General features: G+C 50.9%; 19 protein-coding genes and 1 other RNA gene. 8 read left to right on the top strand and 12 right to left on the bottom strand.

Going from position 1 to position 24,041, the window contains the following annotated elements:
• Window positions 1-429 precede the first annotated feature (429 nt).
• Window positions 430-2,295 carry a vWA domain-containing protein gene (locus CFELI_RS09405; RefSeq protein ID WP_277104346.1) on the top strand — a complete coding sequence of 622 codons (1,866 nt, stop codon included), beginning with the start codon at window positions 430-432 and terminating at the stop codon, window positions 2,293-2,295.
• Between the two features lie 381 nt (window positions 2,296-2,676).
• On the opposite strand, the gene CFELI_RS09400 is transcribed toward CFELI_RS09405, so the two are convergent.
• Window positions 2,677-3,903: an ATP-binding protein gene (locus CFELI_RS09400; RefSeq protein ID WP_277104347.1), complete on the bottom strand. Its 1,227-nt coding sequence runs from the start codon at window positions 3,901-3,903 to the stop codon at window positions 2,677-2,679.
• A gap of 1,165 nt (window positions 3,904-5,068) precedes the next feature.
• Here CFELI_RS09400 and CFELI_RS09395 point away from each other — a divergent pair.
• The 3 genes from CFELI_RS09395 (at window position 5,069) to CFELI_RS09385 (ending at window position 8,307) form a co-directional block, all read left to right on the top strand.
• Complete coding sequence (locus CFELI_RS09395) at window positions 5,069-6,211, top strand: ATP-binding protein (RefSeq protein WP_290258985.1); 1,143 nt, start codon at window positions 5,069-5,071, stop codon at window positions 6,209-6,211.
• A gap of 453 nt (window positions 6,212-6,664) precedes the next feature.
• Complete coding sequence (locus tag CFELI_RS09390) at window positions 6,665-7,810, top strand: ImmA/IrrE family metallo-endopeptidase (RefSeq protein ID WP_290258984.1); 1,146 nt, start codon at window positions 6,665-6,667, stop codon at window positions 7,808-7,810.
• Window positions 7,810-8,307, top strand: coding sequence for a DUF4411 family protein (locus tag CFELI_RS09385; RefSeq protein WP_277104350.1), 498 nt, complete (start codon window positions 7,810-7,812; stop codon window positions 8,305-8,307). The genes CFELI_RS09390 and CFELI_RS09385 overlap by 1 nt, the downstream gene beginning before the upstream one ends.
• 2 nt (window positions 8,308-8,309) lie before the next feature.
• On the opposite strand, the gene CFELI_RS09380 is transcribed toward CFELI_RS09385, so the two are convergent.
• From CFELI_RS09380 to CFELI_RS09345, 9 genes are all read right to left on the bottom strand, one after another.
• Window positions 8,310-8,558 carry a hypothetical protein gene (locus CFELI_RS09380; protein WP_277104351.1) on the bottom strand — a complete coding sequence of 83 codons (249 nt, stop codon included), beginning with the start codon at window positions 8,556-8,558 and terminating at the stop codon, window positions 8,310-8,312.
• Window positions 8,559-8,636: 78 nt separating this feature from the next.
• Window positions 8,637-9,296 carry an ATP-binding protein gene (locus CFELI_RS09375; protein WP_277104352.1) on the bottom strand — a complete coding sequence of 220 codons (660 nt, stop codon included), beginning with the start codon at window positions 9,294-9,296 and terminating at the stop codon, window positions 8,637-8,639.
• Between the two features lie 203 nt (window positions 9,297-9,499).
• A complete protein-coding gene (locus CFELI_RS09370) occupies window positions 9,500-11,053 on the bottom strand; it encodes an IS1380 family transposase (RefSeq protein WP_290258967.1) in 1,554 nt (517 codons plus the stop codon).
• A gap of 75 nt (window positions 11,054-11,128) precedes the next feature.
• The gene (locus tag CFELI_RS09365; RefSeq protein ID WP_277105251.1) at window positions 11,129-11,311 is read right to left on the bottom strand and encodes a hypothetical protein; all 183 of its coding nucleotides are present in this window, start codon (window positions 11,309-11,311) and stop codon (window positions 11,129-11,131) included.
• Between the two features lie 18 nt (window positions 11,312-11,329).
• Window positions 11,330-11,746 (bottom strand): AlbA family DNA-binding domain-containing protein, encoded by a 417-nt coding sequence (locus CFELI_RS09360; protein ID WP_277105252.1) that lies wholly within the window; start codon window positions 11,744-11,746, stop codon window positions 11,330-11,332.
• 153 nt (window positions 11,747-11,899) lie between these two features.
• Window positions 11,900-14,386 carry a DUF7824 domain-containing protein gene (locus CFELI_RS09355; protein WP_277105253.1) on the bottom strand — a complete coding sequence of 829 codons (2,487 nt, stop codon included), beginning with the start codon at window positions 14,384-14,386 and terminating at the stop codon, window positions 11,900-11,902.
• A gap of 784 nt (window positions 14,387-15,170) precedes the next feature.
• The gene (locus tag CFELI_RS13640; RefSeq protein ID WP_353959550.1) at window positions 15,171-15,626 is read right to left on the bottom strand and encodes a transposase; all 456 of its coding nucleotides are present in this window, start codon (window positions 15,624-15,626) and stop codon (window positions 15,171-15,173) included.
• A gap of 203 nt (window positions 15,627-15,829) precedes the next feature.
• A protein-coding gene (locus CFELI_RS09350; RefSeq protein ID WP_374724700.1) for an IS3 family transposase occupies window positions 15,830-17,025 on the bottom strand; the annotation gives its coding sequence in 2 pieces (ribosomal slippage) (window positions 15,830-16,740 and window positions 16,740-17,025; 1,197 coding nt in all).
• Window positions 17,026-17,066: 41 nt separating this feature from the next.
• A complete protein-coding gene (locus tag CFELI_RS09345; RefSeq protein WP_290260066.1) occupies window positions 17,067-17,819 on the bottom strand; it encodes a transposase in 753 nt (250 codons plus the stop codon).
• 934 nt (window positions 17,820-18,753) lie between these two features.
• Here CFELI_RS09345 and CFELI_RS09340 point away from each other — a divergent pair.
• The 4 genes from CFELI_RS09340 (at window position 18,754) to rnpB (ending at window position 22,332) form a co-directional block, all read left to right on the top strand.
• Entirely contained in the window at window positions 18,754-19,932 is a 1,179-nt protein-coding gene (locus tag CFELI_RS09340) for a Nif3-like dinuclear metal center hexameric protein (RefSeq protein ID WP_277103725.1), read from the top strand.
• Between the two features lie 72 nt (window positions 19,933-20,004).
• Complete coding sequence (locus CFELI_RS09335) at window positions 20,005-20,718, top strand: zinc ribbon domain-containing protein (protein ID WP_277103726.1); 714 nt, start codon at window positions 20,005-20,007, stop codon at window positions 20,716-20,718.
• Window positions 20,719-20,736: 18 nt separating this feature from the next.
• Window positions 20,737-21,903 carry a bifunctional RNase H/acid phosphatase gene (locus CFELI_RS09330; RefSeq protein WP_277103727.1) on the top strand — a complete coding sequence of 389 codons (1,167 nt, stop codon included), beginning with the start codon at window positions 20,737-20,739 and terminating at the stop codon, window positions 21,901-21,903.
• A 16-nt stretch (window positions 21,904-21,919) separates the two neighbouring features.
• Window positions 21,920-22,332, top strand: an RNA gene (gene rnpB / locus CFELI_RS09325) — RNase P RNA component class A.
• Between the two features lie 60 nt (window positions 22,333-22,392).
• Here the strand turns inward: rnpB and CFELI_RS09320 are convergent.
• Window positions 22,393-23,133 (bottom strand): hypothetical protein, encoded by a 741-nt coding sequence (locus CFELI_RS09320; RefSeq protein WP_277103728.1) that lies wholly within the window; start codon window positions 23,131-23,133, stop codon window positions 22,393-22,395.
• Between the two features lie 149 nt (window positions 23,134-23,282).
• Window positions 23,283-23,909: a hypothetical protein gene (locus tag CFELI_RS09315; RefSeq protein ID WP_277103729.1), complete on the bottom strand. Its 627-nt coding sequence runs from the start codon at window positions 23,907-23,909 to the stop codon at window positions 23,283-23,285.
• Between the last annotated feature and the right edge of the window lie 132 nt (window positions 23,910-24,041).

The following is a 24,041-nucleotide window of genomic DNA, read 5'->3' as shown; positions in this document are numbered from 1 at the left end:
GGCTAACCAGTGTGTAGTGCACTTTTGCTCACCGATGTAGGCAAAGTGCTAGGTGCTGGCAACATTTACTTCACGAGCACAGTGCACAAATAAGCGGGCGGTGAGTGGGCGTCGAAAAGCAAGCGCTAGGACAAATCTTGGCCAATTTTTTACTCAAAGCGTGATTATTTTTTCCTAATAATTAAGCTGTGTGTTGTCTCGGCGAACGCTTCTATCAATCAGAAAATTGGGGCACTGGGGGTGCCACTTAAGCGCAGGTTGCGTGCTTTTTGGCACAACCTTTGGGGCGCAAAACTGGATATGCGTGCGTCTTCATCGACGTTTAAGACTCGATTGATCCGAAACAAAAACGCTCGGAAGCAGCACGAAAACGGACTAGGGTAAAACAGGAGAATACTTCCATTTTCTTTGAACAAAAGCAGGTGTCTGATGCCCACTTTTTCTTCCCGCCCAGCCTTTTCCTTGATTTTCGCAAGCGTGCTGATGGTTGGGGTCAGTCCCGTTGTTTCTGCGCAGGAGTCGGCGGGTGCGATATTACAGCCCACGGTGCTGGTGTTGGACTCATCAGGCTCCATGCTGGAAATCGATGTTGATGGTCGCTCACGAATGGACGCGGCGAAACAGGCAGTCGGTGAATTTATCGACCACGTTCCACATGGTGCCCCACTCGGTTTAGTCACCTACGGAACCGGTACGGGTAGCAGTGAGGAAGAAAAAGACGCAGGGTGTCAAGATATTTCCGTCATCGCACGCCCCGGCGAAAAGGACAAGCAAGCATTAAAAGATGCGGTGGCACGTTTCGAACCGCGCGGATACACGCCGATTGGAAACTCGCTGCGTAAAGCCACCGAGCTGTTGCCGAAGGAAGGAGCACGCTCTGTTGTTTTAGTTTCTGATGGCATCGATACTTGCGCACCGCCGCCGGTGTGTGAAGTAGCGCAAGAACTGAAAAATCAAGGAACGGACCTCGTGGTGCACACCGTGGGTTTCAAAGTTGATGAGGCAGCACGCGCCGAACTGGAGTGCATTGCCCACGTTACGGGTGGTACCTATGCGGATGCATCAAGCGCGGAAAGCCTGAAAGCTTCCCTGACCACCGTCACCACCCGCACCGCAGTGGGCTACCAACTTCCCAGCACACGAGTAGAATTCAGTGCCGACAAGAAGCAGGCACCCACTCTGGATGTGGGTACTGTGGACACACCTGCCCGCTACCACGTGATAGCACCAACAACGGAGAAGGAACCAGCACACTTCACAATTGATGTGCCGGAAAACCACACGCTGCACATTGGGATGAGTACAGTACCGCCAGTGGGGACCAAAAAATTCCTTGAGGGGCATTACGGGATGACCATTTTTGCCGAAAGTTGCTCTGGTGAAACCATGGCAGCCAGCGACACAACCGCCGACATGCCCGCATCGGGGTATTTCATCGCTCAGGACTGCACCGGTGAACAAAGCTTCAATCTCCATCTCACCGGCTCACCAGTAAAAGACGTCGATTTCACCGTGGTGGCGGTCCCCAAGCCGACCGACCTTGGGGACGATTTCAACAAATCTCCCTCCACAGGACGCAGTGCGGAGGATCTCAGCCAGCCCGCACCAAGCGAAAACCCGCAGAACGTCACCCCAGCTTCGCAACCCGATGAGTCCGCACCGCTTATCAACGGAACAGTGGAAGCCGAGATTGTGGAAGGCGAAACCCAGTTTTTCGCCGTCCCCATTGAGTGGGGTCAAGCCCTCGACGTGACCGCCGAGGTTCTAGAGGACACCCTCACAGAAAGCGATAACTTCGCCACAAGTCTTCAGCGAAGCCTCGACGTTACTTTCAGCAATGCTATCCACGAAAAGATCGCGAGTGAAAGCTCAGGACCGCTGTTCACTAAGGATATTGGTAAGCCAGTAGTGATAGGCACGAAATTCCCCATCGCATACGCGAATGCGAGCGAAGCGGAATACCCAGGCCACTCGTCGTGGCTTGGTGGCACCCACTACGTGCAGGTCAGTGCCCGAAGCCATGGGCGCGACAGCAACACAGATGCCACCACGGAACTTAAACCCATAAAGTACCGACTGACCGCAAGCCCAGTAGGCCAAGCAGTAAAGGGGCCAACGTTCCCGAAAGCTTCTACCCAAACCCCCACAGTATCTTCGACCACCGCGAATGCAGCTGACTCTAATCAAGCTGCACCAGAAGAGAAAGAAAGCAACTGGCTAATTCCAGGTTTTATCATCGCCTTGGTCATCGCAGCCTTTGGCGCCGCAGGATATTCTCTGCAACGAAAGAAGTAACCACACTTCTGACTTAACGCCCCCGTCGCAGAAAACTCTCACATCATCACAGTTGAAGGCGCACGGTGACAGCCCACATTTCAGTTGAAGAAGCTCGCAAGACCATACGTGAAAATAACCGGTCTTATCGCCGTCGCCTGGCCATAACCAGTGCATTCTTATTTATAGTAGGTATCCTGTCAGGTTTCATTGCGATCCTTCTTCTAGCTTCCAGTACACTAACCCCGCTCATCCTCATCCCTGCGGGAATTGCGAATTTCGAAGGAGTACGTGGACTTATCCAAGCACAACACGTGCACGTTTAAACGAGAACTGCGTACATTGCAAAACTCATCTAAAAGTTTTCGGGCGGTGCTACTGAAGTGGGAGCGTTGACAAAAGTCACAGTGTCAGTGCGGTGAAGGGAACTACCGCAATATTATCTTCGATGCGGCGGTAGCCGAACCCGCCCGAGGTAATAATCATCTTTGATACATCATCGCGATTGAGCTTGTTTGCAAATCTATTCAATGATCGTGCAGCCTGTTCAACCACCGCATCGTTTTGCCCAAGCTTCACTTCTACTAACAGTAGTTTTCCATCGGGGTAGTCGATAATGGCGTCAACTTCTGCGCCAGAGTTGTCGCGTGCATGGAACACTGGCTGTCCACTGAGCACCCTTAAGTCGTGAACAACCTGCGATTCAAAAAGCTGACCAGTGTATTCCAACTGTTCAAGAAGGGTAGTAGGCGTTGCGGACAATGCTGCGACCGCTAAGGAGGGGTCAGCCAGATGCAGTTTTGGGGTTTTGCGCAGTTGTGCACGCGAACGCAAGTGTGAAGACCATGCCGGTTGTTCTTCAACAATGAACAGCTGGCGCAACACATCAAGGTACAGATTGGTCGATTTGTGGCCCGCACCTATATCACTGGCAATGGTGGACACATTCATTTCAGTTCCAATAGCCCTACCAAGGGATGTGAGTAACCGGCGCATTTTAACGCTGTTGCGCAAATTGAAATTTTGAACCTCAGCGAATGCGATGGTTTCAACGTAATCTTTGTTCATCTCCAGTGCGTCTTCGGTGTTGAGCGTAAGGTTCCCAGGCCACCCACCCACCGCGATACGAGTGATTAAGGTGTGGAAGTCTATGTGTTTATCACTCATCGCTTGGATCGGAGCATTATCGAGCACGTCGTGCAAGCTGATTTCTTCGGACGAGTGACCAGTCTCCACAAAAGTCATAGTTCTCATCGTAAGCCGAGCGAATCGGCCCGCCCCGCTATGGCGTGATTCTTCAGCTTGCGGGGCAGTGGAACCGGTGAGAATGAATTGGCCTGGTGTTTTTCGATCGTCTACAGCCCGCTTAACGTAATTCCAGATCTCAGGGTGGATTTGCCATTCATCAATAAGCCGTGGAGTGGGGCCCACAAGGAGTAAATGAGGATCAATGCTCATGAGACGGGATGCTTGGGGGTTAGTATCCATAGTGATAACAGAACCGGCCACTTGGAGTGCTGTTTCAGTTTTGCCACAGGCTTTAGCGCCCTGGATGAGCACAGCTCCGGCACGGTTGAGAGTGCTGTGAAGTTCTTGGTCGACTATCCGCTTGCGATATGATGCGCTCATTACATTTCCCCTGTTCAACCCGAAATTTTATTAAACTGCACATGTACTATGTCTAAAATTGTAAGTCCGCTACAGCAAAAATTATAAACTCGCTACGATCAAAATTGTAAGTCTGCTACGACCAAAAATGTAAATGGGGAGACTGAGCGCCGTCACGTCAAGTTACTGTCCTTTCAGTAGTCTTGGGGTCTTTTCCGCAGGGAATCGTGAATAACTGTGAACTGAGGCACTTCCGAATGTGGGGTAATGGCAGTAAAAGCCATCGGAAGATCCTCAAAAAGGGGCACCGTGGCAACTAAAAGTTCCAAGAAAAACAGTGTGAGAATTCAAAACCATCACGAAACAACGAACACGCCCGGGAGGCTGAAATATGGATTGGACAGGTGTGGGCGTCGGCAAGCTTAGAAGCGCAGAAGAAACCCTATAAATAACGCTGCCGCAGGACTACTGTGAATTCTTGACTGCCCCACACAATGCCAACCGTGAGATCGTGGCACTATTCTGCGCGCCGGGCAATGTCGACTGGTCGCAGGTTTTCCCTTCACCGCGAATACCCCTGTGTGCTGAGACCCGCTCACGGAAAATTTCGCCGCGTGGGAGGATAACGCCTTAACCCGGATTTTTCATGGGGCGTTAGGGTTTTCGTTTCTTTCTGCCTATATATTGACTTCAAAACATCACTATTCTAGCAGGTCAAGAAGCACTTGCTTTACTTTTTGTTCACTCCACATTCATGAAAAATCTGGGTTAGGTAAGTGGGTTGCGTTGACAAAAATCAAAGTGTCAACGCGGTGAAGGGCACCACCGCACTATTGTCCTGGAAGGAATAATGGTGGCGGAGGTTTCGGGCAAGCGGATGTGCACGAAACAGCGCTGTTTCGTGACTCGCAATCAGGTGAGTGGTTCCCGCAGGAGCAAGCAGTAGGGAAGCGGGGGGCAAAGGTGACTATGTTTTTCCTTGTGCGGGGCAAGAGGGTCAAGATTAGTGAAGAGCTGGTACGAAATGGCCAGTGTGCGACGTTTTCTGCTCAGTGAGAAATAAGAGAATCGAAGAAAAGAACGGCGCTGCATTTCACTGTACTTTTGGGCAAATCGTACAAATCGTACAAGCGGTCTGAAATCGTACAAATCGTACAAGCAGTGTGAAATCGTACAGGCACTAGCCTTGACGTGGGTTGATATAATGGCGGGCATGGTTGCTAACCCGTTTCGTCCAACTTTTGGGATAAGCCCCAGCGTTGTCGCTGGGCGAAAAAGCATTTTGCTTCACGTTGAGTACGCTCTGCGCGCAGGGGTTGGTTCTGCTGAGCGATTTAGTCTCGTCAGCGGCTTAAGGGGGTCAGGAAAAACCGTTTTTCTCAATGAAGCAGAGGCCACAGCCAAGCGTGTGGGGTGGGAAGTGGTGCAGGCAAGCGCGTCGAAAAGCATGATTGACAAACTGGAGCAGACCGCGCTTCCGGAACTGTTGCGTCGCATCGACCCAAGCGGCACCGCCGTTAAAATTAAACAGATAAACATTGGCAGGCTTGGCTCAGTGGGGATTGACAGCACGGAAAAATATGAGGTGAAGCACGACCTTCAGTCGATGCTGCAGTATGCTTGCGAAATTCTCACCGCGAGCAACAGCGGCGTTTTTATCACGATGGATGAAGTGCAGTCGGCATCGCCTGAGCAGTTACGGCAGCTGAGTGAAGCTATTCAGCATGTAGCACGTAAGAATCTCAACATTGCGCTATGTTTTGCTGGACTGCCCCACGAAATCAACGTACTTTTAGAACACCCCGGAACCACGTTCCTGCGCCGCGCTGTTCCACTTTATTGCGAAGAGCTTTCCGACGACGATGTTGCTGAAACACTGCAAGCAACAGCGAACTTGGGGGATAAAACATTCACCCCAGATGCACTGGCCCGCGCCACACAGTTATGTCACGGTTATGCCTATCTCATCCAGCTCATCGGATCCGTGGCGTGGCTTCTCGCTGAAACAAATGAGATCACAACCGAGACGGTTGATGCGGGCGTTCCCTTGATTATCGAACGGATGGGTACCCAAGTTCATATTCCCGCATTGCGCAGCGTCCCTGAACGTGAACTTGAGTTTCTCGTTGCGATGGCACAGCAGAAAGCAGAGATCACCTTCAATGCAGTAGTGGAGTCGATGGGTAAACCGGCTAATCAACTTTCCACTTACCGGCGCAGGCTGATCAACCGCGGGCTGATTAAACCTGTACGTCACGGGGTTCTTGATTTCACAATCCCGTTCATGCGGGAACATATCCGTGCACACCTGCACCGTTACCAGCCGTAAACTGTGTGTCTTGAGGTTTTCGCACGAGTGAATCTACCCACCGTTTGGGTACGAGTCGTTGAACGAGGGGAGTGTGGTGTGTTGCTGTGGTAGATTCCCCGTTTTCGGTCGCGAATTTTGATGGTTGGTGACACCGGATATGCTGCAGGTAGCAGCCTTTATTGAGGCTAACCAAAGAATGCGTTGAATTCACGAAAGATTGTTGTTTTTGTGCGGGAGCTTTACAAACGTGAAAGCGATCGAATATCCATTGCAATAAAGAGCGCTCCCCAACGGTTAATCGTCTTGATAAAGGCCATGTGCCTGACAAAGTCACAGAGTTAATGTGGCAAGCAACCCAGACAGGGAAGACGAAATCTTAAGGTATTTTGAACTCAATTTGTCTAGGCAGTGCTTCACGCACAGTAAACACGCAGTGAACGTGAGGTTATAATTCTGGTGTGGAGGTGAGCAATGAGCATTCGAGTGCCGATCAAACGACAACTCCTTGAATGGGCAATCGGAAAAACTGGTATGTCCACTTCCGAGCTCTCGAAGGTGCCAGAATTCAAGAGAATCACTTCGTGGCTTGATGGATCCCAGCAGCCTACACTTCGCCAAGCAGAAGCACTGGCAGCTAAAGCAGGTACTCTTTTCCCTTACTTGCTTCTCGATGAACCAATTGAAGAAAAAGTTGATCTTCCAGATTTTCGCACCGTAGGAAGTGTAGGACTTAAGAACCCAAGCTCCGACCTTAAACAAGTTATTGAAGACTGCCGTAGTCGGCTTGATTGGTATGTGGAGTACGCCCAAGAATTCGATGTTCAACAAGATAAACCGCTTCCGACGTACACTCTAGAATCAAACCCAGAACAAGCAGCCAAAGAAGTGCGCAACCACTTGGGATGGGAACCAGGGCACTATGCTTTGGGTGAAAAAGCGGTGGCACAACTTTCTAGACTTATTGAGAACACAGGCGTGCTCGTCATGCGAAGCTCTGTAGTTCGTAATAACACCCATCGCCCGCTTGACCCGGAGGAATTTCGAGGCTTTACCCTCATAGATCGCGGGTTCTCGCTGATTTTTGTCAATGCGCAGGACACCAAAAGTGCGCAGCTGTTCAGCTTGGCCCACGAGCTTGGGCATGTGCTCCTAGGGGAGCCCGGTGTGTCAGGGGAAGAAATAGACGGCGCTCCCGACATTGAACGGTGGTGCAATCGTTTTGCGGCGGAGTTTTTGATTCCAGCCAGCTACTTTAAGCACGTGTGGAAAAAATTTCCTCATCAACATCAAAAGGATGCAATTGCCACGATTGCACACAGGCTTGGGGTAAGCCCCGCAGCCACAGTATGGCGTGGAGTCGACCTTAAGCTGATCAACCGAGAAGATGCTCACGAGCTAATCGAGGAATGTAGTTATTTTGGGCCCATCAAAAAAACGAGTGGTGGGAACGGGATCAACAATATTCGTCCCAGAATCGGTGAGCGGTTCCTTTCGGCTGCTGCTGATGCTGTGGGGACGGATCTTTTGCCACTGAGGGATGCCATGTACTACCTAGGTGTAAAGAAGGAAGAGTCTGCACGTAGCCTCTTGGATTCTGTCAGAAAGGCTGCTGCCTAATGTATCTGATAGATGCGAATGTGCTTATGACAGCAGCGGATACTCACTATCCTGAAGATGTTGTTCCCAGTTTTTGGTTACAGATTCTCGATCTCCTGAACTCCGGTGAAGCCAAAATTCCCCAAGCCGTTTACAACGAACTGATTGCTTATCAACAAAAATGGCTATTTCAATGGGTAAAAAACAATGTTATTAGCGATAAGCATGTGCTTACAGAAGACCTTAATCAGATACTGAATCTGGCCAAAGTAACTGAGTGGGTAACGAACCAAAGAAAGCCCGAATACAGGATTCATCACCGAGAAAAATTCCTAGCAGGAGCTGATCCGAGAATTATTGCCGCTGCAATGTCTGAGAGGGCGCAAATCGTGACCTATGAGAAAGCCGCGAGTGACCCGAATAGCAGGAAAGTGAAGATCCCTGAGGTTGCAGCTGAGTTCAACGTTACATGTATTAGCCCCATCGAAATGCTGCGAGCCTGCAACAGAAGGCTATAGTTTCAGCTTTCTATAACCTCCTGTGCGTGGTGAACAACCTCCGCGTTCCCCGTCCGTGCTGCAAGCGCGTGGCGACCAGACTGGGCGCGTGCTGAATCAGGGACGTGGGGGAGATATGCATCGATAGCATCCACAGTAAGGATCAGGTGAGGGGGTAGTGAATACAGTGCAGCCTGCTCAAGCGAAGGCATACCGTGAGCGACCGCGTTGGGCAGCAAGTGCCCGAACGTCCCAACGGAGTAAAAAACCACGTGGAAAAACTCGACCAACCGGGCGCTTATTGTGCAAGAAATTTTTAGTTATTTCTCACGTACTTGGTTTGTGAGCCGCTACCTACTTTTTTTCGCGCTCCCCATCTCTATCAGCTCATTGAGTGCACGAATAGTTATGGCACGACTGATCCCTGCCAACGTTGCAATCTCAGAGCGGGATCGAGGGGTAATTGTGTCGAGGGTAGCTAATACCTTGGCTTGGTTCTCGTTTAGTGAATGCTGGTCTGAAAAAACAGGCAGGGTGATCGTGATCGCGGAATCGTATATGTCAAAGGCGGGTTGGACAACACTTGCTTGGTATAGGTGCTTAATCCTCGCGATTCCTGTACCAAAATTCTCAATATATCCAAGCCGAAAAAAGACCATTCCCACAATTGGATTTCGTAAAAGTGAAAAATGACCATTGACATAATCGTCCGCGGATACTCCGGGAGGCAACCCGCCAGGAGACGTTACAACTATTTTGTCAGGGTGCATGCTGACCTTGATCGGTGCCCTCACATCCCACACGCGGTGGACGAGTGCGTTTGCTAGTGATTCACGAAATGCTTCCGTGGGAATTGTCTCGACAGTTTGCCTCACAGTGCCTTCGATTTTCTCATAGACGTAATTGTGGTTGAAGATGTTGAGTGCTTCATGGAACTGTTTCAAGATAGAAACGCCCGTGAGATCATACCGCCCGTGAATTTCGTTGATAGTTGATCCGAAACGTGCCATGTCGATTCTAGCCCAGATTTTTCATGGGGTGGGTTTGGTGGTGGTGGGTTGGGGTGGTGTGTTTGTGGGGTTGGTTGGTTCACCTTCGCCCTTTGATTCGTGGTTTTTAGGGCAAGGTGTGCGTCCATAAAGTTGTGTGGGGTTTGGGGGTTGGGGTGTGCCTGCAGTGTGGCTGCCAGATCGCGTGTGTGGGCCTAGGGGTGTTAGGGTTTTCGTTTCTTCCAGCGTGGCTGTAGAAGGCTCTGGGTGTAGCCAATAAGCGTGACCAGTGTGTGGGTGTGGGGGTTGTGCTGGTCAAGCTGGAGGATGATGCGTCTGCTGCTTGTGGTGATTTTTGATGCAACCGCAACAAACCTTACACGGATAGTCTTCGGCACCCATGTCCACCAAGGCTTGCTTGTTTCTTGGTGTGAATGATCCTTGTGGTGGCAGGCGTCGATGAGTTTCGTCCAGGTAAGAAGTTGGTGGGATAGTGCAACGATCAAACACCAGATTTGGTTCGCCCCGAATTGTTTAAACGGCAGTTTACTAAGGCCTTGGTCTTTGGTGTCTTTGATGTGTTGTTCACATAAAGACCGATTACGGTAGCAGTAGTCAATGTGTTGAATATTCCCAATAAGGTTCGTTACGCACAGTTGGGCGCGAACACCATGTTGGTTGAAAAGACTGTGTTGGCACCCTGGGTGGGGTGGTTCGATTCGTGCGATAACACGCATATCCTCGGGGTAGTCAGCTAGAAGATTCACCAAAGGTTGGTGCTCATCTATATTTGCGGTGCGCAGTAGTCCGGTGATGTCTTCAAGGAAATGGTTCTCATCACAAACCAGATCCCCTGAAGCACGCACAATCGGCACCCGAGTATCCCACCGATCACAGTCTTTGCCTGTGTGAGCACTGGTTCCCAAGTGTTGTGTATCAGCGTTGGTTGTTTGTTGGGATTGAAGGTGATGGTCAAGGGTGATGCGCGCTGTCGGCGGGGCGGAATAACCCAGAACATACCCAAGGTTGTGATCGTTGAGGAAACTGATGAATTTCTTTGTCCCACCAGCACTGTCAGCACGGATGACTAATCGTTTGCCCCAGGGTTGACCATCACTGTGATCAGGCAGGGTGGCAAGAATCTCGTCAACAAGCTGGCAGTGATCACGAATTGTGTTTGCCCCGGCATTTCCTGGTCGAAGCAGGCAGTTAAGAAACTCCCCACCAGGCAGACCGATGCTGGTGTAATCAATAAAGGCACATAACGGGTGGAAACCAAAGCCTTTCTTATAGGTAGGCGTCGCGTTTTCCTTATCGGAATGTGCGGTAATCAACGTGGCATCAATATCGATAACCAGTGGTTGTTCAACTGTTGCCACCCGATGCGGAGCGTGATCACCTAACAAATCCCACACCCTAGTGCGAGCTTGTTTCGCTGCGTGGATAAACCCTTCTCGCACATGCTCGCTGGTATCTGCATATTCTGTGATCCGCCGCCATGCGGTTGTCACTGACGGTAACGATTTTGATGCTAACGCGGTTGAAACAGAAGAAAGCAAGGTGATGTCGTGGACATCATCCCCACCAGCAATCAACGATAAAGCCAGATTCACCCACACATCCCCTAACGTGTGCGTGAGCCCAGAACGCGGCAAAGCGGAATCAAGGCAGTCACTTATTCCCACCAATTCGGCTACGTGAGCAAACGGTAACACCCCCGCACCGGATACAAGATGAGAACAGCTAGCAACCCGTGGAATGTATGTGGTAGTCTTCACCTTGAAAGTGTTTCTTTCTGCCTAGATTATTGACTTCAAAACATCTCTATTCTAGCAGGTCAAGAAGCACTTTCTTTACTTTTTGCTCACCTTTTCACCCCACACCCATGAAAAATCCGGGCTAGGAAAATCGTTGGTATCGGCAAGTAATTCAGCTGCTTTGTTATATACGCCGTCTGGTGACAGTAATTGCAGCGTTTTCAAAATATCTGGGGAAAGTTCTTTGATCGAGTGTTTTTCTACGAGTTCGTCTTCCAAGATGGAAAACCTAAGATCCTAAACTGGAGCGGGTAGTGCCTCATAATCAAGACCAGATCCACCAAGGATAAGACGGTTTAACTCAAGATGATCGACTTCAACGGTCGATGTATCTGCTCGTTTGAATGCTTTGCCGCGATACTTGTAAGGCTTAAATAGTCCTTCTTTTACTGTCAAAATGATGACGTTGTCATCGGTTAAATCAAGCTGATAGTTCGGCTGGGGTTTGATAGTGGAGTTTATTTTATTTTCTATAGTGAGTAAATATTCTTCTGGATTCTTGATGTCGATAGTTTTTCCGTCATCGGTGATGCCGAAATAGATTTTCCCACCGGAATAGTTGGCAAATGCGCTGACGCTTTTAAGGAATGAATCTGAGATCTGTTCCTTAAATTCAACGGTGCGTGTTTCTCGGGTGACATGATGCTCATTCATGAGTTAATTCTGGCTATCGTTCCAATCGTTGTGCAACGATAGCGTCTATCGTTGCAATCGTCCTGTAACGATAGTGCCTATCGTTTCAATCGTTGTGTGACGATGGTGGCGATAGCTTGTATGGATTTCGTTTGCATGGTGGGAAATGGCAGTTCACAGTAACTCTGCTGGGATGAGTGTGAGTGTTTTTCGTGCAGCCTTGGTGGTGTTATTGGATTGTGGCTGGGCTGCATAGTGCTGCACACCGGGAAGCTTTAGCTGATTCGCATCAGCCTCACCACTAACAACAGCATGAATAACGGAAGGTACGAGTGAGAGAATTGCTTCCGCTATTTCCGATGTTCCGGCGGGGGATTTCGGTGCCTTCATCGTCCACTGAAGCAACGGGTCAAGGACGGGCCACACCAGCGATAACAATCCTTCATGTGCTAACTGTTCAAGAGTTTTTCCAAGCCCCTTAAGCTTCGTTGGTGAAACCGCCCATTCCACCAAAGTGGCATCCGCCACCCCCGGTATAAGAAGGCCACGATCCCAGGCATCGAAAAGCGCGCTTGCAGTTTTCTCGTGTACAGGTAGCGGTCCCGGTTGCTGGAGCGCGAGGAGATTCATCACAAACCCTGCCCCAAGCGGTTGTCGCGACCTGGCAAGCTGCGTAACATCGCAGGCGATTTCTGCAGCAGTCCAACGGCTTTTGCCGATCGACGAACGCACAAGGCGGGTTGTGGGTGCAACCCGCCACGCGGGAAACAGGCCTACGGGAATGCCTTTTTCTAAAGTGTAAATTCGTGAGAGTCGGTTTGGTAGATTCCTGATCGAACGTGGATACAACGGTGCGTCGGGTGCGTACGTATTACAACCTGTTGTCAATTCCCGAAAACTAGTTTCATCAAGTGGCGGCTCGGGCAGCGGATCACGGATATAAGCGGCAATGATGTCGCCCGCGGACTTTCGAGCTAGGCTCAAGTGCGTGCGCAGCACACGAACGGGAACAGTGCATTCCAAGGCAAGTTCGGGGTCGGCGGTATCAAGGTTGAGGCGAAACAGCGCTAATTGCAGGTCCGGTTCCATCGCTTCGACCCCAGCGGCCTGGTACTGGGCAAGGCGTTGCATGAGATCTGTGAAGTCGATCGAAAGGTCCTGATACGTGGGTTCGGACAAAAGCACGGGGATGGTTCCTAAATTATCCGCGATCGCCACGGCGCGTGCCTGCATCACTCCAAGCCGGCGCGCACTACCTCGCAGTATTTCCTCCCCGCGCGCCCACTGCTGGAACTCGTAGCATGTGCTTGTCGACGCCGCCCGCCGCGCCACCCCCATATCATCGTTGGCGAGTGCAACCAGCAGTGCGTCGCGCTTTTCAGAATGAATATCGACCCGCAAAGGGGTAAGTTGGCGCTCGGCGTCAATAAATCCTTCCAGCGTGACAGGGCCCTTATCAAATTTTGGGCAATTCCACAGCGGTGGGGTGGCCTGCCACGGAAGAAGCTCAGTGACTGCGTGTGGAGCTTGGCAGTGAAGATTCCAATGCTCAAGAAGTTTCCCCGCAAGCTTTGCCACGGTGGAGTTTCGGGAGCCTGCAAGTTCTCGGATTCGAGGCTCAAGCGTAGCGATCGTCTCTTGTGTAGGCACAGGTTTGTCAAGCAAGCTTTTAAGAGTCTTGTGCTGTCCGGTAGCGGTGGTCAAATGCAGGGGACCGATAGCGGCGTCGACAAGCTTAGGCTCAGGGGCAAGCGCTATAACTTTGGGGCCGAAAGCACTGCAATAAGTAGCATCGCTCGTGGCCAGTGCTGCGATGAATAAGTCGAGGTGGGCAAGCATTTCTGCGTCTGTTATGGCGAGATCAGTAACCAAATACTCCACCATGCGGTGACGTTCCACTGGGCGTTGGGCAGTTTCGAGGCGCTGCATAAGCAACGTCAACACCTCATCGCGTTCAAGAAGTCCCAGCAGTGCCCCAGCAACGAGGACTTTACCGAAGCTTCCCAGTATTGAAACATTGGTGGCAATGCCTTTTTCAACATGCTCACGGAACAGAGGCGCACATGTCTGAAAACTAATGTCTTCGTACATGTGCCACGGCTTAGACATCCAGTCAGTATCAGTAGGATCTAAGTGTTCAGGCAGGAGCGAAACCATAAAAGTGGACCAATCCTGAATGTAGCCCGCAACTGCCGGAACAGGCACAGAAAAACCGCCGAGACCAGCAACGAGACGAATACACGTTGTGTGATGTTCAAAGCTGGTATAAAAATCACTAGGTCGAGGCACACGGGTGCCGTATACAGCTTTGATGAATTGGGTGGCGAATTTCTCACCACGCTGCGCAATAAGAGGGAAAAGCACCGAAGCGGGATAACTGCGCACATGCTGATTCAGCAAAGAGACAGTCCGCGGTGCTGATACACCCATGCGGATTGCAAACAGTGCCAATTTCTGTAACTTCACCCCGGCGTGGTTGTAGGGGCGACGCAGATTCTCATCCCAAGTTTCCCACGCACCCGATTTCAACCCAGCAACCGCAACCGCACGCTGCTCACTCGTTCCGGTGGGCAATTCCATGAGGTTCTTCCTTGTTACTTCATTCCATCCGAGTTTGTGAAAAACCTTCACGGCGGCTTGAAGGTTGGGATTAACAGGCACTGTGGCAATCTCCTCAGTTATCACATGAGTGTGCGAATAATTGCATGTGAGTTTACACCTCATGGGTGTGTCGTACGTTACAAATCGAATAAAAAATCGCTGAAAAACGGTGAACTAGTAGCGGGATATTGAAGCATGGGAGCATTCGGCTCTTGCACATCGAGGCAGCCGCCCAAATGCAAGATGCACAGGACACGACGATGGCTCGTTGAAACTACCACAAACTTTTCGCTCGAACTCCACTTCCCGATGCACTCCTTTGGAGGATCACTGCAACATCTCCATCACTTCCACTGGCGGAGGTGAACGCAGAAAATCGAAACGCTTGAGCAGGGGAGATAAATCGGATAAGCTTCAGGTTTGCTGTTATTTATTTTAGGTGTGGGTTTTTGACTGAGGGCGCACGTTCTAAAACCTCACATTTTCAAGGGGTTCTTCGTATGCTTCCTCCGCGCCACTACAATCCAGCATCGAGCAGCGCGTGTGCCACCTTTTTCCCTTGTCTTGTACGTTAATCGGAGTTGTGTGTTTCGTGTTTAGTTGGCGTGGTGCGCGGCTGTATTATGTGGGGGAGGAAAGATTTTAACCCAGATTTTTCATGGGGTGGGTTTGGTGGTGGTGGGTTGGGGTGGTGTGTTTGTGGGGTTGGTTGGGGCACCTTCGCCTTTGGTTGTGGTTTTCAATGGCAAGGTGTACGTCCGTGTTTTTGTGGTGGGGTTTTGTGGTGGGGTGCCTGCGGTTGGCTGCCGGTGGTGGGGTCTGCTGCGTGTTGTGGTTGAGGGGGTTAGGTTTTTCGTTTTTTAAGGGGGCGTAGGAGGTTTTGGGTGTATTCCATAAGTGTCACCAGTGTGGGGGTGTGTGTGCTTTGTTGATCGAGGTGGAGGTATATGCGCCTGCTGCTTGTCGTGATTTTTGCAGAGATTGCAATAAACCTTGCTCGAATGGTTTTTGGTGCCCATGTCCACCACGGGTTGTCGGATTGATTTCGTTTCTTGTTGTTGCCGCTGTTGTGGTTGTTGTAGTGATGGTCGAGTAGTTTTGTCCAGGTGAGAAGTTGGTGGGCTAAGGTTATGATGAGACACCAGATTTGGTTAGCTTTGAACTGGCAAAACGGTAGTTTTGCAAGGCCTTGATCTTTGGCGTCTTTGATGTGTTGTTCGCATAGTGATCTTTGGCGATAGTACTGGTCAATGCGTTGAATATTGCAGTTGAGGTTTGTTGCGCATAATTGGGTGCGTATGCCGAGTTGATTGAAAATGCTGTGTTGGCACCCTGCGTGGGGGGGATTCTATCCGTGCGATCACGCGCATCGTGGTGGGGTAATCAGTAAGAAGGTTCACCAGTGGTTTGTCATCTTCTAGGTGTGCGGTTTGTAGTAGTCCGGTGATGTCTTCAAGGAAGTGTTGGTCATCAAAGGGCGCGACCCCCGAAAAGTAGACACATTTAAGCGGTGATTGCTGAGATAGATTTTAGCGCAAATGCTTGCGCTTCAAAAGTGTTGGGGGCGCAGTATTTCAAGTAACTGTGCCGACGTGTGGTGTTGTACCTGACACACCAAGAAAACACTTCTTTTCGACATTGGAGCATGGTGTCAAAGACCTTCCGATCTTGAAGGACTTCACGTTTTAATGTGGCATTAAACGACTCTGCAAGCGCGTTATCCGCACTCGTGCCAACACCACCCATGGACTGGGTCACTCCAAGAGATTTACATTGCTGTTGGAAAACCTGTGAGGTGTACACACTTCCATGATCTGAATGGAAAATCGCACCTTTTAGTGACCCACGCTGGTCTTTTGCCATGGCGAGTGCTTCACCAATAAGATCAGTGCGCATGTGATCAGCTAACGCAAACCCGGTGAGTTTACGGGAGAAACAATCAATAACTGTGGCCAGATACATATTCCCACCACCTTTAATCGGTAGGTAGGTGATATCACCCACATACACTTTATTCGGGCGATCAGCAGTGAAATTACGCGTGACCAGATCCGGGAAAACACTGCGATCTTTCCTGGAAATAGTGGTTTTGACCTTGCGTTTTTTGCTGTACCCACGCAGATTCATCGATGCCATCAACCTAGCAACACGTTTATGATTAACAGGCTCATACTGATCGGAAATTTCAGCCGCGATACGTTTCGCCCCGTAACAGCCATTGAACTGGTTGAACACAGAAAGAATACGCACCGCCAACAACGAGTCCTCGCACGTTTTAGTGTTACGAACAGCACGAGCTTTGCGCCACTTGTAAAACGATGAGGCATTAAGTTTCAGCACCTCACACATCCGCTTGACCGAATAATCGGTTCGATGGTCTTCGACAAACTGGAAGCGGATCACCAATTTGTCTCTTCCGCGAAATATTTAACAGCCTTACGCAAAATATCACGCTCTTCAGTCATTTTACGCAGCTCACGCTCAAGCTCACGGATACGTTCAGCTTCAGAAATTGCCTGAGCTTGCCGCTTTTGCACCGCAACACGAGAACGCTTACCAGTGCCCAAATCCTTGACCCACGTATGCAGAGATTGCCGATTAATCCCCAAATCAGCAGCGGCCTTCGCTAGAGACAGTTCCGAGTTCTCATAAAACGCAACAGCGTCACGCTTGAACTCATCTGAATAAAACCTTGGCATAAAACTACAGTACCTTCCTCCCACCTCATACAAGCGGGAAATCAGGTGTCTACCAAACGGGGGTCAGGTCCAAAGCTGATATCCCCATTGCCACGCACAATTGGCACACGGGTGTTACGTAATGATCGATAATCTGTGTGACTAGTTGCTTCGTTACCGGATCTGATGTGCTCATTGAGGAGGATACTTGCTGTAGGTGAGGGTGAAAAGCCAACAACATAACCGAGGTCATGGTCGTCTAAGGAGCTAAGGAATTGTTTTGTCCCACCAGCACTGTCAGCACGGATAACAAGTCGTTTGCCCCAAGGTTTGCCATCGCTGTGATCGGGGAGAGCGGTCAGGATTTCTTTGACAAGCTGGCAATGATCATTAGCGGTGTTTGCTCCCGCGTTACCTGGGCGAAGCAGACAGGTTAAAAATTCCCCACCAGTTAACCCTACGCTGGTGTAGTCGATAAAAGCACATAATGGGTGGAAACCAAACCCCTTCTTATAGGTAGGTGCGGCTTTTTCCTTGCCAGAATGCGCACAGATCAGTGTCGCATCAATATCTACTATCAGGGGTTTGTCTACTGTAGCGAGCTTATGTGGGGCTTGATCGCCCAGCAGGTTCCATAGTGTGCTACGGGCGTATTTGATCGCGTGAAGGAATTCTTCACGTATTTTATCGCTGGTGTCTTTATGCTCTGTCAGTCGCCGCCACAGGGTTGATACCGACGGCAATGGCTGAGACGATAATGCTGTCGAAACAGAATCTAACAAGTTGATGTCTTTAACATCGTCACCACCAGCAATTAACGATAACGCTAACCCAGTACACGCATCACCAAAAGTATGTGTTAACCGTTGCCGTGAGAAACACGATCAAGGCTGGCACCAATCCCGACTAATTGAGCTACATGAGCAAAGGGTAACACCCCCGCGCGGGAAACAAGACGGGTGCAGCTGGCCATCATAGGGGTGTATGTAGTAGTCTTCACCATGAAAGTGCTCCTTTTCTGCTTGGAATAAAGGCTTAACAACATCTCTATTCTAGCAGGTCAAGAAGCACTTTCTTTACTTTTTACACACCTTTTAAGCCCCACCCCATGAAAAATCCGGGTTAATGATAAACCAGAAGGGTACGTGCTGCGGAAAACCCAAGATTTGTCCATTTACATGTTCTATTACGCGTGGATACCGGGTGCTTTGGGGATTCTATTTGCCATCATAGCGGTAGCAAAGATTAAAAACTATCGGCCCCGACGGAGGCGTGGCATCAAACTTATCATTGGTGCAAGCCTTTCCATCGCCACCGTCTTTTACTACATCTACCTTCATTTTACCTACCTTGACCAGGGTAAACCCTGTGCAAATTATAGGGGTCTTGAGCGGGCTTACTGCCTCGACTTCCATGAAGCGGAAGAGAGGCACACTCGGTCATTGTGGAACTAGCGCCACGGTGCTTGATTGTTACAGCCGTAGGTGGTGGGGTTTCAGAAGAAATCTACCCAAATATGGGAGCTGAACTGTTTGTTCCTCAGTGCTTGGTGGTAGACACTGTAGAATAACGGGGAGGTTTTGGCTCGCACAACCCCCATTCCTGGATCATCACCATGTGCACAGTGATCATTGTTGGCTCCAGTACGTTCACTCACCACGGTTTTTCCTCACCGCGGGGCGAATATTCATTGGTTTATGCAGCGTAGTTTTTAAGGGAGAAAAATCTGTGCCAGCCAAAGAAATAGATATGAATAATGAATCTTCAAACCAAAGGAGCAAGGTGAGCGGAGTAACCGTTGGGGATGTAGTAAAGGTAATGGATCGGGCTTACCCACCCTATCTTGCCGAAAAATGGGATGCTGTGGGTTTGATCTGCGGCGACCCACTAGCCGCAGTGAAAAAGGTTGTGCTTGCCCTTGATTGCACCCTTGAAGTGGCGGAAAAAGCTGTGGCCATGGGCGCTGACATGCTCATCGTTCACCACCCGCTTTTGCTGCGTGGAGTGACCTCGGTTGCCGCAAATACGCCCAAGGGCAAGGTGATTCACACCCTTATTACTGGTGGGTGTGCGCTTTTTGCAGCGCATACCAATGCTGATTCCGCACGCCCAGGAGTCAACGATAAACTTGCTGAACTCGTCGGCATTGTTCCCGGTCGGCCAGTCGAACCCAAACTTTTCGGCCTGGATAAGTGGGGTTTTCACGTTCCAGCTGAGCATGCAGAAGAAGTGAAGAACGCTCTTTTCGCCTTAGGCGCAGGTGCCATTGGTGACTACAGTGAGTGCGCGTTTGAGATACACGGGCGCGGACAGTTTAAGCCGTCGACAAGCGCAACACCGTTTGTGGGGGAAGCCGGAAAGCGCGAATACGTGGACGAACTCAGGGTTGAGTTTGTGGCGCAACGCGGGCTACGGCAAAAAATTATGGGCACGCTGCGCGAAACACACCCCTATGAGGAACCAGCCTTCGATATCGTCGCTCTCGAGCCCACCGAAAAGCTCGACACAGCTTTTGGTTTAGGGCGCGTAGGTGAGCTTCCCGAGCCCATGACGCTGCGCGAGTTTGCCCAACAAGTAGCCAACGCACTGCCGGAAACAGAGTGGGGAATCCGCGCAGCCGGCGACCCCGACGCACTGGTGAAAACAGTGGCAGTGAGCTCAGGAAGCGGTGATAGTTTCCTTCAATCAGCACGCAAACTTGGTGTCGACGTGTACGTCACCAGTGATCTTCGCCACCACCCAGTCGATGAGCACTTGCGTGAAGGCAAACCCTACATCGTCGATACCGCACACTGGGCGAGCGAATATCCATGGACCGAGCAGGCGAAAGAAATTCTTGACCAGGGTTTAACTGGGGTTACTGTGGAGGTTCTGCGCATCCGCACCGACCCGTGGACAATCTCAGCGCATAAATGCGACAATAACTAACCCCTGGCTGCTACACAGTACTGTTATGTAGCGACCCACCCCACCCCACGTTAGATAAAAGGGAAATAAACTGTGAAACTCACACCTGAACTTCAGGATGCATTGCTCGAACTCGCCACCGCCGAACGTGTTGCAGCCACGGGTGTTGCGCCCAAAGAATCAGCAGAGAAAAAAGCACTCGCCACAGCCATCGCTGAGCGCGACCGCATGCGCAGTGCCCTATCCGCAGCACAGATGGCTGTCGACGACATGGAGTTGGAAATCCTGCGCATCCAGGAGGATGAGCGGAAACTACGACGCCGCAAAGATGATTCCACCCAGCAGCTCAAAGCAACCAGCGACCCTGAGCTGCGCAAAGACTTAGAAAAAGACCGCTATTCGGCAAAGTCACGCATCGCAGATTTGATGAGCGAACTCGCCGAAGCACACAACGAGATTCACGCGCTGCGCAATAACGCGGACCTGCACCGCCAGCGTCTCGCCGAGCTGGAAACCAAGGTCACCGCTGCACGTAACGCAGTGGAGGCACTGCCGGAAGACACCACCGACGCAGACCGCGCTGACCGTATCAACCAGCTGCGCGATGCGTTGCCTGCCGATGTGATCGAGGAATACGAGGCACAGCGCGCCGAAAATGAAGTTGGTGCAGCCATGTTCAACGGACGCTCCTGCGGCGGTTGCTTCATCGTGCTCCCACCTGCGGATATCTCCCTGATTCGCCGTGCGCCGAAAGATGAGTTGCCACAGTGCCCTGACTGCGGCTCCTACCTCATTAGAAAAGGTTAAGGAAGGGTTGTAAGTGCGATGAAGGTCATCATTGAAGCAGATGGGGGTTCCCGCGGAAACCCCGGTGTCGCCGGTTCCGGCACAGTTATTTACGACGCAAACAACAAAATTCTGCGCGAAATCAGCTACATCGTGGGTGAGGCAACAAATAACGTTGCTGAATACTACGGTCTGCTCAATGGTTTAGCCCAAGCGAAAAAGCTCGGCGCAACCGACGTGAGTGTGCGCATGGACTCCAAACTGGTTGTCGAGCAAATGTCAGGGCGGTGGAAAATCAAGCACCCTGACATGAAAGAGCTTGCACTCGAATGCCAAAAAATCATGCGCACATTCAACACGGTGGAGTTTGAGTGGATTCCCCGCAACAAAAACGCCGCCGCCGACGCGCTGGCAAACAAAGCGATGGATGCGCGGGAACAAGGCGCCGAACCCGGCTTCCTTGAGCGTGACGACGCCGACACCACGCCCGCTGGCAGCAGCAACGCATCCGATAACGCGGCAGGTACAGCAGGAGTTGAGCAAAGTTCGGCAAAGACGTGCCCCACCAGCTGGAATGGGGCGACAAGCCAAGCAACGCGCCTAATTTTGCTCAGGCATGGGCAAACACCCTATTCCGCAAAACGCCTCTACAGTGGGCTCAGCGACCCCGAACTGACCGACCTTGGGCTGTGGCAAGCTGAGCAAGCAGCCCGCCGTCTTGGGGAAAAAGGTGGGGTAGCAGCAGTTATCTCCTCCCCACTGCGCCGCTGTACCCAAACAGCCGAGGCGTGTGCACGCGCCCTAGGGGTTGAAGTAGTAACTGATTCTGGTTTGGTGGAAATGGACTTCGGCGACTGGGATGGGCTGAGCTTTAGCCAAGCATTTGAATCCGACCCGCAGCTGCACTCCCAATGGCTCAAAGACGTGCACACGGCTCCACCAGGTGGGGAATCACTGGTGAGCGCCCACAAACGGATTAAGAAGTGCCTCAATGAGCTTTTGCGCACCTATCAGGGCCAAACAATTGTGCTTGTCAGCCACGTCACCCCTATCAAGTCGATCCTCCGAGTGGCTTTGGACGGCAACGCAAGCATGGTGCACCGCATGCACCTTGACCTCGCGTCAATGAGCATTGCCGAGTTCTATTCCGACGGGCCTACCTGCGTGCGATTGCTCAATGATACTTCTCACCTGAAAGTGCGGTAAGGTTGGGTTCGCGAAATGAGCCAGCTGGGTGATCGCGGCGTACCGAACCACACATGAATGTGTTGGCGGGGTGTCGAGGAAAGTCCGGACTCCACAGAAAGCACGGTGGTTGCTAACGGCAACCCAGGGTGACCTGAGGGAATAGTGCAACAGAAAGTAAACCGCCACCTTTTTCTATGGTGGTAAGGGTGAAACGGTGTGGTAAGAGCGCACCAGCACCTGCGGTGACGCAGGTGGCTATGTAAACCCCACCAGGAGCAAGGCAAGAGGACGCACCTTGAAAGGTGTGTCTGCCGCGGACGTTTGAGGTTGCTTTCTGCCGATGTTCGCGGGGTAGCTGCTTGAGACCACCAGCAATGGTGGCCCCAGATGGATGATCGCCCCCTGATTTATTAGGGACAGAATCCGGCTTATAGGCTGGCTCATTTCGCGCCCTTTTTTGTGCGCATCAAAGCAGGAAACAATCCCGCTTCACGCGAGTGGGATTCGTTATTCCCAGAAGGTTGCGTAGCAGAGCAATACTAAACCAGTTTTTTCAATTCCCTCCGCCACTTTCGCCCAATAAGGGCTGGTGGTATTGCCATAAATGTGCTTCATATCGGCAACTACACCGGCAACGTTGAGGCCACAGTCGGGTAGACGTCGAAAAGCAAGCGTGCTCGCGCCCATACCCAGCAGTTTCAGACCATATTTTTTCGTTAATCGCTCGATAATGGTGACGTTGTGGAAGGGCGATAAATCGGCCGAGAAATACCCATTGGGCAGGCATGCAAGAAAATCCGTGGGATTATGGGTGGGGATTGCAAGGACGATATGTACAGGGTCGCAGAGCTCATCAAGATTGTCGTAAATACGCGCAAGGGTGGCAACGTCCTCATCAGTCGCAGGCAATCCTTCGTGCAGCTCATCCCAAGCCACCGTATGAGCGGGATCTGAAAAAGCTTTTTGTGCATTGTGGTAACACCACAGATCGTAGGCATCATCGTCATGCTCGTGAGCTGCCTTAAAGTTTCGATCAAAGCCGTTGTAATCTACCGCATGCCCAGAGGTGTAGAGCATTTGCGGCAAAAATTCGAGGGTGAGATAGCTGGTTCCGAACCTTTTCTGCTGCGCAGCGATAGTATCGAACGCTTGGAGCAGCTCGTTGAAACTTGGCGTATCCACAATAGCGTGCGTTTCCATAGCATTAACTCTGGCGATATTTTTATCAGGCAACGTGACAATCGTCATTATAAGAAAACCTTTCACTTCCATCACTGTGTGAACGTAAAAAACCTGCCCACTGCAAAAACACTAGGAACCATGCCATCATCACAAAGACAACAGGTGCTCAATCATTCCGCAGGAGAGGGGATAAGGCGTTGGCACAGTGGATGCTGTTAGGCGATGCGTTCGACGCGAGATTTTTCCAATAGCGGAGTTTCCGCCCGGTACTTGTCGGTGCAGTCGCACATGCTGTGAAAATCGGTGCCATAAAAGTATAAAGCGGTTTCTTTAGGGCCCTCCCAGTGCGACATAATGCGCCCATGTGGGCTCATCAATTCGTTCATATTTTCCACAATTTCGGCAAGATTAGCGGTTTCATACACCTCAACAGGAAGATCGGTACCGTTTAAATACAGTGCCATCCCCTCCAAGTGGCCAACCTCGTGAGTGTGTCGAGTACCGTTTTCTTCCCACACCACACGAGAACCTTTGGGCACCCACGGCAGATGAGAGATCATAGTGAGCGCCGCAGAAATTTTCTCAGGGCTCGGATTTTCCATGACAAAGTTAATATCGCAGCTCAAAAATTCGCCCTCAGAATTTAATAAGGTGCCACCGCCGTCGAGAACCCCAAGTTTGCTGGACGTAAGCTGTGATTCGAGATCATCCTCGAAATCGTGGCGGACATAGGGCTGGAGGCGGGCATTAAGGTTGAGCGTGAAGTATATGTGCTGCCCAGCAGGCGCTGTGTGTTCAGCACTATGCGGTGCGGGAGCTTTACTTTTTCTCTTGAAAAACATTGTCACCTTATTTCCTAGGGGAGTAGAAAGTGGGCAAAGTTATTGTTCAACATACACGGTGGTGTGTCCTTGTGGCAGAAAATCAAGCATCAGCAGTACACCTTTCCACAACGTGCAGGTAGATTGCGGGTA

The sequence above is a fragment of the Corynebacterium felinum genome (assembly GCF_030408755.1).
Taxonomy (GTDB): domain Bacteria; phylum Actinomycetota; class Actinomycetes; order Mycobacteriales; family Mycobacteriaceae; genus Corynebacterium; species Corynebacterium felinum.
The sequence above is the reverse complement of the archived record's forward strand: the minus strand, read 5'-3'. Positions and strand labels throughout refer to the sequence as shown.

What these genes read in the sequence shown, in the direction of transcription:
- CFELI_RS09405 (WP_277104346.1), top strand. Translation starts at nt 430, where the DNA reads ATGCCCACTTTTTCTTCCCGCCCAGCCTTTTCCTTGATTTTCGCAAGC.
- CFELI_RS09400 (WP_277104347.1), bottom strand. Translation starts at nt 3,903, where the DNA reads ATGAGCGCATCATATCGCAAGCGGATAGTCGACCAAGAACTTCACAGC.
- CFELI_RS09390 (WP_290258984.1), top strand. Translation starts at nt 6,665, where the DNA reads ATGAGCATTCGAGTGCCGATCAAACGACAACTCCTTGAATGGGCAATC.
- CFELI_RS09375 (WP_277104352.1), bottom strand. Translation starts at nt 9,296, where the DNA reads ATGGCACGTTTCGGATCAACTATCAACGAAATTCACGGGCGGTATGAT.
- CFELI_RS09320 (WP_277103728.1), bottom strand. Translation starts at nt 23,133, where the DNA reads ATGACGATTGTCACGTTGCCTGATAAAAATATCGCCAGAGTTAATGCT.
- CFELI_RS09315 (WP_277103729.1), bottom strand. Translation starts at nt 23,909, where the DNA reads ATGTTTTTCAAGAGAAAAAGTAAAGCTCCCGCACCGCATAGTGCTGAA.
- CFELI_RS09385 (WP_277104350.1), top strand. Translation starts at nt 7,810, where the DNA reads ATGTATCTGATAGATGCGAATGTGCTTATGACAGCAGCGGATACTCAC.
- CFELI_RS09330 (WP_277103727.1), top strand. Translation starts at nt 20,737, where the DNA reads ATGAAGGTCATCATTGAAGCAGATGGGGGTTCCCGCGGAAACCCCGGT.
- CFELI_RS09360 (WP_277105252.1), bottom strand. Translation starts at nt 11,746, where the DNA reads ATGAATGAGCATCATGTCACCCGAGAAACACGCACCGTTGAATTTAAG.
- CFELI_RS09340 (WP_277103725.1), top strand. Translation starts at nt 18,754, where the DNA reads ATGAATAATGAATCTTCAAACCAAAGGAGCAAGGTGAGCGGAGTAACC.